Source organism: Streptomyces sp. NPDC094147 (genome assembly GCF_044764265.1).
Classification (GTDB): domain Bacteria; phylum Actinomycetota; class Actinomycetes; order Streptomycetales; family Streptomycetaceae; genus Streptomyces.
In genome coordinates this window covers 626,413-641,268 of sequence record NZ_JBIWHT010000001.1, presented here as the reverse complement: position 1 = coordinate 641,268, position 14,856 = coordinate 626,413, and the positions used below count along the sequence as shown (strand labels likewise).

The 14,856-nt window shown below is 70.2% G+C and carries 10 protein-coding genes, 1 tRNA gene and 1 pseudogene; 5 read left to right on the top strand and 7 right to left on the bottom strand.

The window, feature by feature from the left end; genetic code table 11:
• The first annotated feature begins 132 nt into the window (after positions 1-132).
• The 4 genes from ACIQ8J_RS02945 to ACIQ8J_RS02930 are packed head-to-tail and all read left to right on the top strand — an operon-like array spanning position 133 to position 5,335.
• Positions 133-1,296 (top strand): HpcH/HpaI aldolase/citrate lyase family protein, encoded by a 1,164-nt coding sequence (locus ACIQ8J_RS02945; RefSeq protein WP_403264141.1) that lies wholly within the window; start codon positions 133-135, stop codon positions 1,294-1,296.
• A gap of 49 nt (positions 1,297-1,345) precedes the next feature.
• Positions 1,346-3,811 carry a phosphoribosyltransferase gene (locus ACIQ8J_RS02940; RefSeq protein WP_403264139.1) on the top strand — a complete coding sequence of 822 codons (2,466 nt, stop codon included), beginning with the start codon at positions 1,346-1,348 and terminating at the stop codon, positions 3,809-3,811.
• Positions 3,808-4,623 carry an HAD family hydrolase gene (locus tag ACIQ8J_RS02935; protein WP_403264137.1) on the top strand — a complete coding sequence of 272 codons (816 nt, stop codon included), beginning with the start codon at positions 3,808-3,810 and terminating at the stop codon, positions 4,621-4,623. Before ACIQ8J_RS02940 ends, ACIQ8J_RS02935 begins: the two co-directional genes overlap by 4 nt.
• A 52-nt stretch (positions 4,624-4,675) precedes the next feature.
• Entirely contained in the window at positions 4,676-5,335 is a 660-nt protein-coding gene (locus tag ACIQ8J_RS02930; RefSeq protein ID WP_403264135.1) for an O-methyltransferase, read from the top strand.
• A 217-nt stretch (positions 5,336-5,552) separates the two neighbouring features.
• On the opposite strand, the gene ACIQ8J_RS02925 is transcribed toward ACIQ8J_RS02930, so the two are convergent.
• From ACIQ8J_RS02925 to ACIQ8J_RS02910, 4 genes are all read right to left on the bottom strand, one after another.
• Entirely contained in the window at positions 5,553-5,765 is a 213-nt protein-coding gene (locus ACIQ8J_RS02925) for a zinc ribbon domain-containing protein (protein WP_403264134.1), read from the bottom strand.
• 41 nt (positions 5,766-5,806) lie between these two features.
• Positions 5,807-6,325 carry a DUF4383 domain-containing protein gene (locus ACIQ8J_RS02920; RefSeq protein ID WP_403264132.1) on the bottom strand — a complete coding sequence of 173 codons (519 nt, stop codon included), beginning with the start codon at positions 6,323-6,325 and terminating at the stop codon, positions 5,807-5,809.
• 189 nt (positions 6,326-6,514) lie between these two features.
• Positions 6,515-7,876 (bottom strand): hypothetical protein, encoded by a 1,362-nt coding sequence (locus ACIQ8J_RS02915; RefSeq protein ID WP_403264130.1) that lies wholly within the window; start codon positions 7,874-7,876, stop codon positions 6,515-6,517.
• 98 nt (positions 7,877-7,974) lie between these two features.
• Positions 7,975-8,739 (bottom strand): DUF4097 family beta strand repeat-containing protein, encoded by a 765-nt coding sequence (locus tag ACIQ8J_RS02910; RefSeq protein WP_403264128.1) that lies wholly within the window; start codon positions 8,737-8,739, stop codon positions 7,975-7,977.
• Between the two features lie 167 nt (positions 8,740-8,906).
• Between ACIQ8J_RS02910 and ACIQ8J_RS02905 the strand changes: the two genes are divergently transcribed.
• Positions 8,907-8,981, top strand: a tRNA-Val gene (locus ACIQ8J_RS02905).
• A gap of 1,036 nt (positions 8,982-10,017) precedes the next feature.
• Here the strand turns inward: ACIQ8J_RS02905 and ACIQ8J_RS02900 are convergent.
• The 3 genes and pseudogenes from ACIQ8J_RS02900 to ACIQ8J_RS02890 all read right to left on the bottom strand — a co-directional run bounded on the left by ACIQ8J_RS02900 (position 10,018) and on the right by ACIQ8J_RS02890 (position 13,143).
• Positions 10,018-11,086: pseudogene (locus ACIQ8J_RS02900) on the bottom strand (helix-turn-helix domain-containing protein).
• Between the two features lie 557 nt (positions 11,087-11,643).
• The gene (locus ACIQ8J_RS02895) at positions 11,644-12,213 is read right to left on the bottom strand and encodes a MepB family protein (RefSeq protein WP_403264127.1); all 570 of its coding nucleotides are present in this window, start codon (positions 12,211-12,213) and stop codon (positions 11,644-11,646) included.
• 657 nt (positions 12,214-12,870) lie between these two features.
• Entirely contained in the window at positions 12,871-13,143 is a 273-nt protein-coding gene (locus tag ACIQ8J_RS02890; RefSeq protein WP_403264125.1) for a hypothetical protein, read from the bottom strand.
• Positions 13,144-14,856 lie beyond the last annotated feature (1,713 nt).

Here is a 14,856-nt window from a genome sequence, read left to right as displayed (position 1 = left end):
GGTGCACGGCGGCGCGGTGATGCAGACGAGTTACCTGGATTTCATGGATTTGGGGAACTCTTGGCACGTGCTCCTACGTACTATTACCGGCCATCCAAAGTCTGGGCCGTCCTGGCGGTACGGGGGATATGTATGCGGCATTTCGGGCACGTCCCGCCGGCTGCGCGGAAGCAGCTCTTCCATCGGGAGCCCTGCGAATTCACCGCGGGCTCTCCCGCCCGCGTGCTGTCGGCGGCCCTCGGAGCCACCCTGTACAGCCCGGCCACCCGGCCGACGCTGGCCGACGACGTACTGAAGCAGGCCCGCCGCGGTGTCGTGTCCATGGTGCTGTGCCTGGAGGACTCGATAGACGACGCCGAGGTGGTGGCCGCCGAGGCCAATCTGGTCCACCAGCTGGCCGATCTCGACGCCCGCGGCGAGGAGGTCCCGCTGCTCTTCGTACGGGTCCGCGAGCCGATCCAGATACCCGACCTGGTGCAGCGCCTCGGTGCCTCGGCGCGGCTGCTCTCCGGCTTCGTCCTGCCGAAGTTCACCGAGGAGCGCGGGCTGCCCTTCCTGGAGGCGCTCACCGCGGCCGAGTCCGCGAGCGGCCGCCGGCTCTTCGCGATGCCCGTCCTGGAATCGCCCCAGCTGCTCCATCTGGAGACCCGGGCCGAGACGCTGGCCGGAATCTCGCGCACGGTGGAGAAGTACCGCGAGCGGATCCTCGCCCTGCGGCTCGGCGTCACCGACTTCTGCTCCGGCTACGGGCTGCGCCGCTCGTCGGACATGACGGCGTACGACGTCCAGATCGTGGCCGGTGTCATCGGGGACGTGGTGAACGTGCTGGGCCGGGCCGACGGCAGCGGCTTCACCGTCACCGGCCCCGTATGGGAGTACTTCCGGCTCCAGGAGCGGATGTTCAAGCCCCAGCTGCGCCGCAGCCCCTTCCTGGAGGGCAGTGCCGAGGAACTGCGCACCACACTGATCGAGCACGACCTGGACGGACTGCTCCGCGAGATCGAGCTCGACCGGGCCAACGGACTGCTCGGCAAGACCTGCATCCACCCCAGCCACGTGGTGCCCGTGCACGCGCTGTCGGTGGTCAGCCACGAGGAGTTCAGTGATGCCCAGGACATCCTGCGCCCCGAGCGGGACGGCGGCGGAGTGCTGCGCTCCGCGTACACGAACAAGATGAACGAGGTGAAGCCGCACCGGGCCTGGGCCGAGCGCACCCTGCTGCGGGCGGAGGTCTTCGGCGTCGCCGCGCGGGACGTCGGCTTCGTGGACCTGCTGGCGGCCGGCCTGGCCGGCTGACGAACGAACAGAGAGACACAGCGACGTGGTTGAGTGGTCGGGAACGTGGGTGGCCGAGCGGCTGGGAGTCGAGCTCGTCGGTGACGAGCGGCTGAGCGGGCTGCTCGGGCTCGCCCTGCGCCGCAACCCGAAGCGCGCGCACCTGCTGGTCTCCAACGTGCTGGGCAAGCACGTGCCGCAGCGGCCCTCGACGGTGTGGCACGCCGGGTACGAACTGGGCGTCCGGGTACGGGAGTTGCTCGGCGACGAGGCGGCGGGGCGGGCGGTGGTGCTCGGGTACGCGGAGACCGCGACCGGCCTCGGCCACTCGGTCGCCGACGGCCTCGCCCTCGCACCCTGCCTCCACTCCACCCGGCGGCCGGTCGCGGGGGTGGCCGCGGCGGGCGGCTTCGAGGAGTCCCACTCCCACGCCACCTCGCACCTGCTGCTGCCCGAGGATCCCCGACTGCTCGCGGGGAAGGGCCCGTTGGTCCTGGTGGACGACGAGTTCTCGACCGGCAACACGGTCCTCAACACCATCCGCGACCTCCACGCCCGCCATCCGCGCGACCACTACGTGATCGTCGCGCTGGTCGACATGCGCTCCCCCGGGGACCGCGACCGCCTCACCGCGTTCGCGGCGGAGACCGGCGCCCGGGTCGACCTGGTGGCCGCGGCGTCCGGCACGGTGCGGCTGCCGGAGGGCGTACTGGAGAAGGGGCGGGCGCTGGTCGCGCAGCACGAGCAGGCGCCCGCGCTCAATCCCGGACATCTGCTTTGTAAGAGCAGTGCTCAGCGAGAGGGCTACGCACCGGGGGCCCGCAGGGTCGACCTCGGCTGGCCCGAGGGCCTCCCCGACGGCGCCCGCCACGGTTTCACCCCGGCCCACCGGGCGCGGCTGGAGGCGGCCCTGCCCGGCATGGCTGCCCGCCTGGCGGCGGCGCTGGAGGCTGTCGGCGAGGACGAGCCGTCCGCCGGTGACCAGCGGCAGCCCACCTCCGAGGCCCCCCGCCGCGTCCTCGTCCTCGGCTTCGAGGAGCTGATGTACGCGCCGCTCCGGCTCGCCCTCGCTCTCGAAGAGCTCGGCGGCGCCGAGGTGCGGTACTCCACGACCACCCGCTCGCCCGTCCTGGCGGTGGACGATCCCGGGTACGCCATCCGGACCCGCCTCGTCTTTCCCGCGCACGACGACCCGGCCGACGGGCCCGGCGACCGCTATGCGTACAACGTCGCCGGAAACGGCTTCGACGCGGTCGTCGCCGTGGTGGACTCCGTCGCCGACACCCCCGAACTGCACGCCCCCGACGGCCTGTTGGGCCGACTCGCCGCGCACATTCCGCACGTCGTGCTCGCCGTCCTGCCCTCGTACGTACCCGAAGGTGCCCCCATGCCCGAGCCGCTGCGCGGTCCCGCCTTCTCCTCCTACGCGCCCGACGAGGTGGGGTGGCTCCTGAAGGACCTCTCCGGGGTGGCGCTCGAAGCCCCGACGGAGGAGCGCGAGGAGGCCGTCCAGAGCGGCGGCGCCCACTACGCGGAGTCGCTGCCCGTCGAATACCAGCCGAGCGCCCAGTACCAGGAGCTGTTCCGCGCCGCGCTCGACACCTCGGCCGGGCGGATCGCTCGGGCGGTCGGCGTGGTCACCGAGACGGTGATCGCCGAGCGGTCGCCCCGCCCCGTCCTCGTCTCGCTCGCCCGCGCGGGCACCCCCGTCGGCGTGCTGATGCGCCGCTGGGCCGAGCACCGGCACGGCCTCGACCTGCCGCACTACGCCGTCTCCATCGTGCGCGGCCGGGGCATCGACCCCAACGCGCTGCGCTGGCTCGCCGCCCACCACGACCCCGCCGACGTCGTGTTCGTGGACGGCTGGACGGGCAAGGGCGCCATCACCCGCGAACTCGCCGAGGCGATAAGGGAGTTCCCGGAGTTCGAGGGCTTCGATCCGGAGATCGCCGTGCTCGCCGACCCCGGCTCCTGTGTGCGCACGTACGGCACCCGCGAGGACTTCCTGATCCCGTCGGCCTGCCTCAACTCCACTGTCTCCGGGCTCATTTCGCGCACCGTGCTGCGCCAGGACCTGATCGGCCCCGGCGACTTCCACGGTGCCAAGTTCTACCGAGAACTGGCCGGCGCGGACGTCTCGGCCGACTTCCTCGACGCCGTCGCCGCCCGCTTCGGCGAGGTCGCCGACGAGGTGGACCACGAGGCCAAGGCCCTGCGCGACACCGACCGCACCCCGAGCTGGGAGGGCTGGGCCGCCGTCGAGCGGATCAGCGAGGAGTACGGCATCCACGATGTGAACCTGGTCAAGCCCGGCGTCGGCGAGACCACCCGGGTGCTGCTCCGCCGGGTGCCCTGGAAGATCCTCGCCGGGCGGGGCGCCGGGGCCGACCTCGACCACGTCAGGCTGCTCGCCGAACAGCGCGGCGTACCGGTCGAGGAGGTGGCCGGGCTGCCGTACAGCTGCGTCGGACTGATCCACCCCCGGTTCACCCGCGGTGCGACCGGCGCCGACGGCAGGGCGGTGGCGGCCCGGTGAGCACCCCCCGCACGCTCGTCGCGAGCGACCTCGACCGCACCCTGATCTACTCGGCCGCGGCCCTCGGCCTCACCATGCCCGACGCCCTGGCGCCCCGGCTGCTCTGCGTCGAGGTGCACGAGCACAAGCCCCTCTCGTACGTCACCGAACGCGCCGCCCAGCTGCTCGCCGAGCTGAAGGCGGCCGCCGTCTTCGTGCCCACCACCACCCGGACCCGCAAGCAGTACCAGCGCGTCCAACTCCCGGGCCCGCCTTCGGAGTTCGCCATCTGCGCCAATGGCGGCCACCTCCTCGTGGACGGCGTGTCCGATCCGGACTGGGCGCGCCGGGTGGCGGGCCGCATCGCCGCCGAGTGCGTCCCGCTAGACGAGGTCCGCGCCCATCTTCAGGCTGTCGCCGACCCCGCCTGGCTGCGCAAGGAACGCGTCGCCGAGGACCTCTTCGCGTACCTCGTCGTGGAGCGGGAGCTGCTGCCGGCCGACTGGGTCAAGGAGCTCACCGCGTGGGCGGAGCCGCGCGGCTGGACGGTCTCGCTCCAGGGCCGCAAGATCTACGCGGTGCCGAAGCCGCTCACCAAGAGCGCCGCGGTCCGCGAGGTCGCCCGTCGCACCGGCGCCCGCCTCACCCTCGCCGCAGGCGACTCGCTGCTGGACGCCGACCTCCTGCTCGCCGCCGACCAGGGCTGGCGGCCGGGCCACGGCGAGCTCGCCGAGGCCGGCTGGCGGGCCCCCGGCACCGAAGCCCTCGCGGCGCGCGGAGTGCTGGCCGGCGAGGAGATCCTGCGCCGCTTCCTGGCCCGCTCCGTGCGCTGAGAGCCTGATCAAAACCCCTCCGGGCCGCCGGGGCCGGGGTTACGGTCGCCGCATGAGCAAAGGAAACACCACCAAGATCACTGATGAGTTGTACGCCTACATGCTGGCCCACAACCCTCCGCTGGACGCGGTGCAGCAGGACCTCGTGGAGACGACGTACACCCAGCTGCCGGACCAGGCCGACATGCAGTCGGCCGAGGAGCAGGCGCCGCTGCTGGCGTTCCTCGTCCGGCTCGTGGGGGCCCGGCACATCGTCGAGGTGGGAACATTCACCGGCTTCTCCGCCCTGGCGATGGCGCAGGCGCTGCCGGCCGACGGCACGCTGATCGCCTGCGACGCGTCCCAGGAGTGGACGGCGTACGGCCAGGAGGCCTGGGCGAAGGCCGGGGTCGCCGAGCGCATCGAGCTGCGGATCGCGCCCGCGCTCGACACCCTGCGGGCGATGCCCCGGGAGCCGCACATCGACTTCGCCTACCTGGACGCGGACAAGGCCAACTACATCGCGTACTGGGAGGAGTTGGTGCCCCGGATGCGGGCCGGCGGGCTGATCGCCACGGACAATGTGCTCTTCCACGGGAAGGTTCTCGACCTGGAGGAGACCGGCTCGCCCGCCGCGATTCGGGAGTTCAACGACCACGTGGCGAAGGACGAGCGGATGGACAGCGTCATGCTGACCGTCGCGGACGGCCTGACGCTGTCCCGCAAGCGGTAGCGCTCCGCTGGGGGTGCGGGTGGGTTGCTGCGGGCCAGCTCCGCTGGGGTGCGGGTATTTGCGGGCCGGCTTCGCTGGATGGGTGGTCGGTTTTCTGCGGGCTGTGTGTGGCTGAGCGCGCAGTTCCCCGCGCCCCTTGATGTGTGCCCGTGGTCGGGAGGGTGCGGGGCGTCTGTGGCTGGTCGCGCAGTTCTCCGCGTCCCTTGGGGGTTGCCTCCTAGCCGCAGTGGCCGCCTCCGCAGCAGCCGCCGCTTGCGGCGGGCGGGGTGGGGGAGGGCTTGGCGGAGCCGCCCACGGCCACGGTGGAGAGCAGCTTCACCGTGTCGTCGTGGCCGACCGGGCAGGTCGCGGGCGCGGCGGACTCGGCCATCGGGCGGCTGAGCTCGAACGTGTCGCCGCAGGAGCGGCAGCGGTATTCATAGCGAGGCATGGCCCCAGGGTAGGGGGTGCCCCCGCGGGCCCGGCTCCCGGCTAGAGCTCGTCGGGGGGCTGGTGGCGGGCCTTCCAGTACGGGTTGTCGTGCGGCAGGAAGCCGGTGACCCGCCCGTACATCCCGAACACCATCAGAAGCAGCCCGACCACGAAGCTGAACAGCACGTTCTGCATCCCGAAGGCCAGGAAGTTGCGCGGGGTGCCGATCAGCGCGAGGTTCACGAACCCGCTGATCAGGAACAGGATGCCGAGCGTGATGTTGAGGGTCGAGGCGAAGTTGCCGCCCTTGGCCATTCCGTACAGGAGCACCAGACCGACGACGATGGACAGCACGCTCAGCGCGCCGTTGGTGTTGAGCCCGGCGACCGTGTCACCGCCGGTGTCGAAGAAGCCGATCTGGTGGATCAGGCCGAGGATGCCGAAGACGAGCAGAAAGAGCCCCATGATCCCGGCGCCGAAGCGGTAGACGCGGCTGAGGCGGTGGTCGACCGGCAGGTGCTCGTTGAGTGAGACCCGGCTGTGGTGGAGGCGCTGGGAGAACGTCTGGGTGGTGGCCATGGTGAGGCCCTCCTCATCCCTAGGCACGCATGGCGTACGTACTCCCAGGATCCGCCCGGGTCGGACACGTAACAAATCAGCCGGAGTCGGGCCAGTTCAGGACGGGTCCGGGCGGCGCGTTCCCGGCGGGGCGGCCCAGCGCCCGGCTGCCGGACGCCACCGGTCACCGGCGGGTTCGGACCCGGGCGCTCAGGCGCCGTGGCCGCGTTCCTCGCGGATCTGGGTCACCACCCGCGCCACGGCCTGCCGCACCGCCTCGGTCTCCGTCAGGAAGTGCCAGTAGTCCGGGTGCCTGCCTTCGAGCGTGGCGATCGCCCGCTCCAGGCGGGCCACCGAATCGTCCAGCGGCCCGGCATGGCGCGGATCGGGGGTGTTGCGGCCGGACATCGCGAGGCGCTGGGCGTCCCGGATCGCGAACCGGGTCCGCTGGATCTCCTGCTGCGGGTCCTTCGCCACGTCATTGAGCCGGCGCAGCCGGTCACCGGCGGCCGAGACCGCCTCGTCCGTGGCGTTGAGCAGCTCCCGCACCGTGGTGAGGCGCGCGGTCGCATCCGCCCAGCGCTGCTCCTCGCGCGCCCGGCCCGCCTCCTTGAGCTTCTCCTCGGCCTGCCGCACGGAGACGACGGCCTGATCCGGAACGTGCTGGAGGTCCTGCCAGCACGCGGCCGAGAACCTGCGGCGCAGCTCGCTGAGCACCGGGTCGACGGTGCCGGCCCGGGTGGTCAGCGCCTGCGCGCGGGTCCGCAGCGAGACGAGCCTGCGGTCGATCTCGGTGGCGCGGGCGGGCAGTTGCTCGGCCTCGGCCCGCACCGCCTCCGCGTCGCGCAGCACCAGGTCGGCGCGCTGGAGGGTCTCGGGCACACCGTGCCGGCCCGCGCCCTGGTTGAGCTTGGTGAGCTCGGGACCGAGCTGGGCGAGCCGGGCCGCGAGCTCGTCGGCGCGCAGCCCCGAGGCGCGTACCGCGTCCAGCGCGGTGCTGGCGCCGAGCAGCGCGTGCCGGGCCCGCTCGACGGCGGGGGCGAGCCGGGCGAGCTGCGTCTCGGCGGTCGAGAGCAGCGGCCGGAGGTTCTGCTCGAAGCGGTCGAGCTCCGCCTTCACCCGTACGAGTTCGTCCTTGGCGGCCGTCAGCTCCGAGCGGGCGCGGGCGGCGACGGAGGCGTCGAGGTCGTCGCGGTCCAGGTCATGGGCGTCGACGGCGGTGATGTACTGGTTGCTGACCTCGTCGATGCGGAGCCCGAGCGCGTCGAAGTCGTCGAGCGCCCGGCGGGCCCCGGGCGAGCTGTCCACGGCGGTGATCGTCTCGATCGAGATCCGCAGATCGCGCTGGGCGGTGTCGAGTTCGTAGAACGCGGCCGCCGCCGCGTCCTTGGCGGCCTGGGCGTCGGCGCGCACGCTCTCGCCACGCCCGCCGAACCAGCGGCGCGTACCGCCCCCGGCGAACGCGCCCGGCAGCACCGCGACACCGAGCACCACGGGAAACGCCATCAGCGCCAGCACGTCCCGGACGGTGGCACCCGCTCTGCTGTACGGCCGCGCGTGTGTCGCCGTCACATCCCTCTCCCGTGCTGTGTCGCCCTGCCCGGTCCATTCTCCCACCAGGTAAGGACGAACACACGGCCCGGTCAGTTCACGGCTGCCCGGCCGAGATGTCAGTTGCCGCTGTCGCGCACGGTGACCCGGCCGTTGTCGCTCCGCGCGGTCAGCACGTGCGTACTGGAATCGGAGCGGTCCACGCCGACACTGACCCTGCCGTTGTCCGACCGGGCGCCGACCTTGTAGGTGTCCTTCGGTACCGATATGTCGACCCTGCCGTCGTTGCTCCGGGCGTCCACGCTGTCCGGTACGACCGTGAACGCGAGCCCCACCCGGCCGTTGTCGGAGCTCGCCCGCACGGTCTTCGCCCGGATCCCCCGGCCCTCGATCTGCCCGTCGCCCGAGGTCAGGTCCAGCGGGCCGGAGGAATCCTCGACGGTCACCCGGCCGTTGTCGGAGGTGATCTTCAGCGGGGTGTCGAAGCCGCCGGCCTCGACCCGGCCGTCGTCGTCGGTGACGGTCAGCGCCACCCCGCGCGGAACCTTCACCTCGTGCCGGGCGCTGCAGCCGTTGATCACGCCGTCGCACTTCACCTTGAGGCTCAGCTTGCCGTCCGTCAGCGCCCAGCTGGCGTGGGGCCCGCTGCCGAGCACGACCCATCCGTCGACCTGGCGGGACACCTCGACGTCCTTCACATCGGCCGGCGTCACGACGAGGGTCGAGTCATCGGCCTCGATGGTCAGCGTCTTCCCGGCGAGGGGGAAGTTCTTGTGCTCGACGGGCGCGTCCGCCGCGTCCGCGTTCCCGCACCCGGTGAGCGCGACCGCGAGCAGCCCGGCACCGCCTGCGGCGATCAGCGCGGTACGCCAGTGAAGTGCCATGGTGATTGTTCCCCCGGTTGGTCCGATGCCCGTCCCGCCACCGTACGGAGCCCCCACCCCCGACCGCGCTGACGCCCGCCACCGAATCCGGGGTGGGGCTACCCCCACCCCACGATCCGATGTGCGGCTCCACCCCCGCGGGCCATGTAGGCTGTTCCTTCATTCACGGGTGTGTAGCTCAGGGGTAGAGCGCTGCTCTTACAAAGCAGATGTCGGCGGTTCGAAACCGTCCACGCCCACCAGTAATAAGCAGCAGGTGAGAGCCTGTTTCGGGCCCCTGAGCCGTGTTCGGCTCGGGGGCCTTGCCACGTCCCGTCGCAGGGCCATGCCTCGCCCCTGCGGGACAGCGGAATGCGGGCCCGTCAACTCTTGGGATGGCGGCGGCACGAGCGGCGCAGCACTTCGCGCGCGCTCTGCGGGGCGCTCGCGCAGTTCCAGCGGGCCAGGGCGCTGCCGGTGGCCTCCCGCCCAGGAGAGCTGTCGGGCGACCCGGCACTCGGGCGTCACGTAGCCGCTCGGCGCCCGTGCCCCGCTCACCCCGGTCCGGCTGGCGAGTTCGCCCGCGCCCGCCGTGAGCATCCCGGAGAGGCGGATGGGCTCGCACAGGGCGCCCGGTGCGGTCATGGGGACGGCCCAGTAGCTCAGTTGGCATCCGTCCGGCTCGTCGTCTCCGACGCGGGGTACGCCGACGTAGTTGCCGAGGCCGAGGTGCGTCGCGTACGGGCCGGGCGGGAAGGGCGGCACCAGCGCGTAGAACCGGCGCCCGCGCGGATCGTGGATGACGGGCCCGCGCAGGCGCTCGCGCAGGACGCGGGTCACGGTGGCCGGGGCCGTGCTCGTGGTGACGGCGTACACCAGCCCGTCGGTGAGGCGGACCGCCGAGAAGTGCCGACCGAGCGCCAGTACGGCGATGCGGCCGTCTTGCCACTGCCGACGTGCGTCGTGGGGCCGGTTGAGGCTGTTGGCGAGCCAGGAGGCGACCGCCTCTTTGGAGGCCTCGGTCGTGGTGTTCACGAGGTTTCCGGCCCCCTCGCGCACGAGGGCGGTAGCCGCACGTCGGCCGTCGCCTGCGGTGGGGTGGCGGGGTACTGAGGTGGAGGCGTCGAGACACCCGCAGCGGCGTCAGCGATGACGCGGCGGCGGGTGAGACCCCCGACAGTGTGGCGAGTGACCATGGTCGGCTCCATGTCATCGAGGTTGGTACCGACATGGTCGACCTGCACCAAGGCCCCAACTATCAATGATTGTTGATAGGTGGGGCCAACGGTTCGCCCAGGGCTATGTGCCCAGCCAGGAGCCGTACGACAGGAAGCTGTCGGGAAGCAGGCGCTTCGCCGCCTCCAATCCCGCGTACGTCTCCCTGACCGTCTGGTGATACCTCGCTTGCTGCGGCGCGGTCTTGCGAGCCCGCACCAGATTCCTGAACGACTCGTCCAGATCCCCCGTCCACATCTGCGCCCGAGCCACTTCGGCATAGTGGTGACTCCGCCGTGACGCCGGCCAGTCCTTCGGGATCGTCATTCCTCGCGCGACTTGCGCCGCTTGCCCGTACTCGTCCAGCTCGGCCAGAACGCTGACTCTGTGGACCTTGACGTTCGTCGGTCCGAACGCCAGCCAATGAACGCTGACGGCCTCGCCCGTGGACTCGGCGATGCGTTCAGACTCGTCGAGGTGGTCGGTTGCCCGGTCCTCGTCCTTCGACCGGCCGGCCATGACGGCTGCGCCGAGATGCAACTGGCCCGCCAGGACGTCGCGTTCGCGACCCTGGTCGGCTTGCTCCAAGGTGCGAAGGCCGAGGTCTACGAGGCGTTCACCCGTGCGGTACTGGCCGTTTCGCAGGTAGGTGAGGGCCCGCATGTAGCGGTACATGCCGCCGACGACGGCATCGGATCCCCGCTGCGCGGCCCAGTCCACGCGCGTGAGAGCGATGGTCGCGAGGTCGTAGAAGCCGAGCTTGGAGGCGACGTCGTACGCGGTGCGGTAGGTGCTGGCCAGCAACAGCCACGCGTCCCGGCTCGGGGAGGTGTGCGCGGGGGGTGATGTCCGGATCCGCGCCGAGGTCATAGACGTCGAGAGCCTCACGGATCGGCCTTATCAGGACGTCGAGTTCGTCGGCGCGCAGCTCGTTGACGTAGGGCTGGCCGGTGACCGTGGCGACGTCGACCCGAAGGGCGCGCGCCAGGGCAGCGATGACGTGCGGGCTGGCAGGAATGACGCCCTGCTCGATTTTGGTCAGGGTGCTGTACGGGACAAGGGAGAGGTCTGCGAGGGCGCGCTGTGTGAGGTGCCGTTCTAGGCGCAGACGCTTGATGCGGGCACCGGTGCGGTCATGAGGTAGAGCGTGCATACTGGCTCCTGTTCTGACTCGACACCAGAACGGTACTCGCGGTCGGCTCCGCGAGCACACGATCGGCCCCGCTCCTTGCTGGGGTGGGCCATTCGTGCTGTTGGGCCGGGTGCATTTCTGAGGGGTGCACTACCCGTGGTGCATACCCCCGCACCTGCCGACAGTGGCTCCCCGCGCCTTGCCGGCCGGAGTCCCGGCGGATCAAGGGGCGTTGCGGCGAACCCATGACGCGCGGGTTGCCTCGGTAGGCCGGATTCCGCAAGGTAATCGCCAGGAGGTCCACTCATGCGCGCCTGCTTCACCGGCTATCCCGGACGCCGTAAATGCTCCGGCTGCGGAGACGACACAGCCAACGGAATCCAGGAGAACGACGGATGGATCTGTGCCTGCTGTCTGGGAAGACGACCAGTGCCTGAGCCACCGGAAGACCCGCACGAGGACCGCCGCCCCGGTGTCGACCACAGCCTCTGGCTCTCCAACTAGTCGGGTCATTCCGCATGATTCAGAGGTCGGTCGTAGGCGAGTTGCGAGCGGGTCACCCCGGCTGGTTGTCCGTCCTATGGGTGGTAGAGCTCTTGGGCGCGGGCGGAGTCGATGGGTCGGTCCTGGGGCAGGTGGAGGAAGTGGTCCAATTGCCACGCCTGCGCGGTGCTGGCTTGGCGGTTGGTGGTGGTCACCCAGGGCGGGTAGACGCGGAAGGCCCGTTTGCCGCCAGAACCGTCTGTTGATACGACACGGTGTTGGCAGAGCGCGTCCATGGGAAAGACGAACTGGCCGAAGTGTTGATGGTCGCGGGTGCTGACGACGAAGAGGTCGACGGGGTCGGTCGCGTCGAAAGGCTGGATGGGCCCGCCCGGGGACCTCTTCCATACGGTGACGAACTGGCCGACCTTGGTGGGGGTCGTCCTGGCTGCGCGGAATCGGATGGCGAGTCCGTCAAGGGTGAATGCGTGGGCGGCGTACGCGGCACTCTCGGCTTCCGGGACTGGCTGCGAGCAGGTGAACCCGCAAGGGTCGTAGACGAGGGCTTTCGCCGCGAGGAGATCCCTGTGGGTTGGAATGGCGTCCGACCACGGTTTGAATCCGCCGGGGTGGAGATCGGGTGAGTGCTCGCGGTTCGTCGCCATTCGCTCACCCTGTCACGCATGCCGGGACGGTCGCCGACCGAACTGGGGCCGTAGCTCGCATTGAGAGAGGGCCCCGGCCGCCCGCCATCGCAGTCGGCCGGGGCGCGAAGAGATCAGCGCTCAAGCTGGTCCGCGCCCGCCGGACCCATTGAGTAGGCGCCGCTCCGGCCTGATTGTCGGACCTTGGCGGTAATCGTGATCCATGTCCCCCGCCCTTGCCGACTCTGGCTCCGCGCGCTCTGCCTCAGTGATCAACGAGTAGATCCGGGTGCTGATTTCTGCGGGTGGTCTGGTTTCGGATGAGTACCAGCGGTTGCCCATCGAGTGGGCTGCGGCGGTCCGCGCGGAGAGGCTGAGCAGCGAGGTGTCGGAGGCGGTAATGGGGTGATCAAGCCAGCTCTCGTCGTCGCAAGAGCCAGCGCAGGATCCTGGTGTACCTTGTGTGCGGCGTTGCTGCGGCAGCGTGTCTCGCCATACCCCGGTCCCGGCGCCGGAGCGAGCAGTGGGCTCTTGAGAGTCACCCGCAGTTGGCAGTCAGTACGCATCAGGACATCCGATCTGTCTCTCCTGTCGTCGCCGGGCGGCACAAGGAAGGGGCGAGGTATGTCCAGTTCACGCAACGCCAACCGCCTGGCCAAGAAGATCCGTGACCAGACGTCACTCACGCTCTCGAATGCTTCCAGGTTGGCTCAGCAGGCCAATGTCTATCTCGGGTCCTCGGTCACAGATGCCGCCGATCCTCATCAGCGGCGTCTGGAAGCGCACGTAGCCCATGTGTTGGCAAGCAGATTCAAGGATCGTCAGCTCAATGGTGCCCTTCTTGGTGTGCGAGAAGCGCGGCCAGACGATCAAGGCTTGAAGCTGGCCCTGGACTCCGACATGGCGGACGAGGTTCTTCGCGAGCTTCTTCCGCGGTTCGATCACTTCCATGGAGGCATCCGCGGGGTCCCCGGGCTTCGCGTCCGGGGGAGCAAGGAGCGGGTGGTTCTCCACGACACGCTCAGCTTGGCGCGAGTCACTGTGACACGTGCAGATCGCGGCCCCATGTGTCTACCGTCCGCGCGCGAGGGCGAAGCGCTCCTGTGGAAAAGAGTCTCCGGCGGTCTCTCTCGCAACGAAAGACAGGAGGCTGAGAAGTGGGTGGAGTCAAGAAGGGGTGTGGACCTACGGGTGCGCGATGTGTTGTTGAGCCGAATTCTGCGTAGTCCAGGGGTGGTGAACAGGACAGCGGAGCCGCACGGGTTCGCCAACTGCTACACGCATCACTTGGGCGACCTTGTCATCGAGTGGTGCTGCGGTGACACCGTGGAAGTCCTCTGCGCGAACCTCTTGGCCCACGGCATCGCTGACGGTTTGCCACGGGAGAAGGCGATCGAGTTGATCTCTCGTCACTCTGCTCACCTCGGCGATCGCACAGTGATCCTGAATCGCCACGGTTCGTGCTTGTACGGCCGCAGGGTGGAGGACGTCACGGAGTACATCAGGAAGGACTACGCGTCATGACCCTGTCCGTGGTGTTGCTCGGAATGACGGCATGCGGGGTCCTGGGCGTGATCGTGCGCTGCGGGCGGGACTTGGCGGTGCTTCGCGGCTTGGAGCGGCTTCTGGAAGGCTGCGATCAAGGGCAGCGAGTCGAGGTTTGCCGGATCCTCGCTGCCTCGTTGCACGCGGGTGGGGGAGCGGAGCCGCAGACCGAGCCCCCGGCCAGCAAGTCGGCGGCACGGTGAGGCTGCAACCCCCAGGTGCGCTGTTCGCAGAGCCAGGTGACCGGCGACACGCCTTGAGCGGTCTTTGAAAGGGGCGAGGGCCTGTGCGGCAATATCCAACTCGCGCCCCAGAAGGCCTGGTTGGGGCATGTGCAGTCGCGGCCAAGGCTCCCGATCCGCCCGGGAGACTGCGGGGATGGGTCGGCGCAAGCGCCACCCCTACTCCTGGCCAGACTGATCATCGGCGTCGTGTCCACGGCATGCCGTTCAGAGCGGATAGCCACGGTCCGCAAGAGTGCGTCCACGCAAGGTCGATCGCTACTGTGACGCACGTATCCGCAGGTCAGAAGCGACGCCCTCGCCCAAGCGCCGCCGCTTCCCAAGCTGATGGCTCCGACGTGTGCCCATGTGCACCGATCGAGGCCTGCGCGCGCCTTCCCTCCTACCAGTTGATGGGTCACGGTGCTTGGAGCATCAGATACCGCGGGACGCGACCGGAAGAGGGAACGCGCATGGCGAAGTGCGGAGCGCCGACCAAGACGGGTGGGCCGTGCCGGCGACAGGTGGTGACCGGCACTTCTCGGTGTCCCGTTCACCAGGGACCGTGGTCCGCGTACGGCATCGCCCAACGCCAGGAGAAGGAAGCCAAGGAGAAGAAGCGCAAGATGCGCAGGAAGCGCTAGCTCCGGTCGGCAGCCACGAAGCCCCTCGGCCTTTGACGGCCGGGGGGCTTCGGCGTTCCAAGGCGGCGTCCCCAGGGCCAGGATGGTGGTTGGCGCTCTCGTAGTCGCCTCGCGCGCAGCGGGAAGCCCCGTCGGGGTGGGACGGGGCTTCTCGGTCGGTGCCGGGGCGTGCTCGGGGAAACGCTCGGCGCCGGGGTCCGGCGGGGCCAGGAGCGGGGAGGACGCCGCCGGATGGCTGAGATTACGCCTGTGAT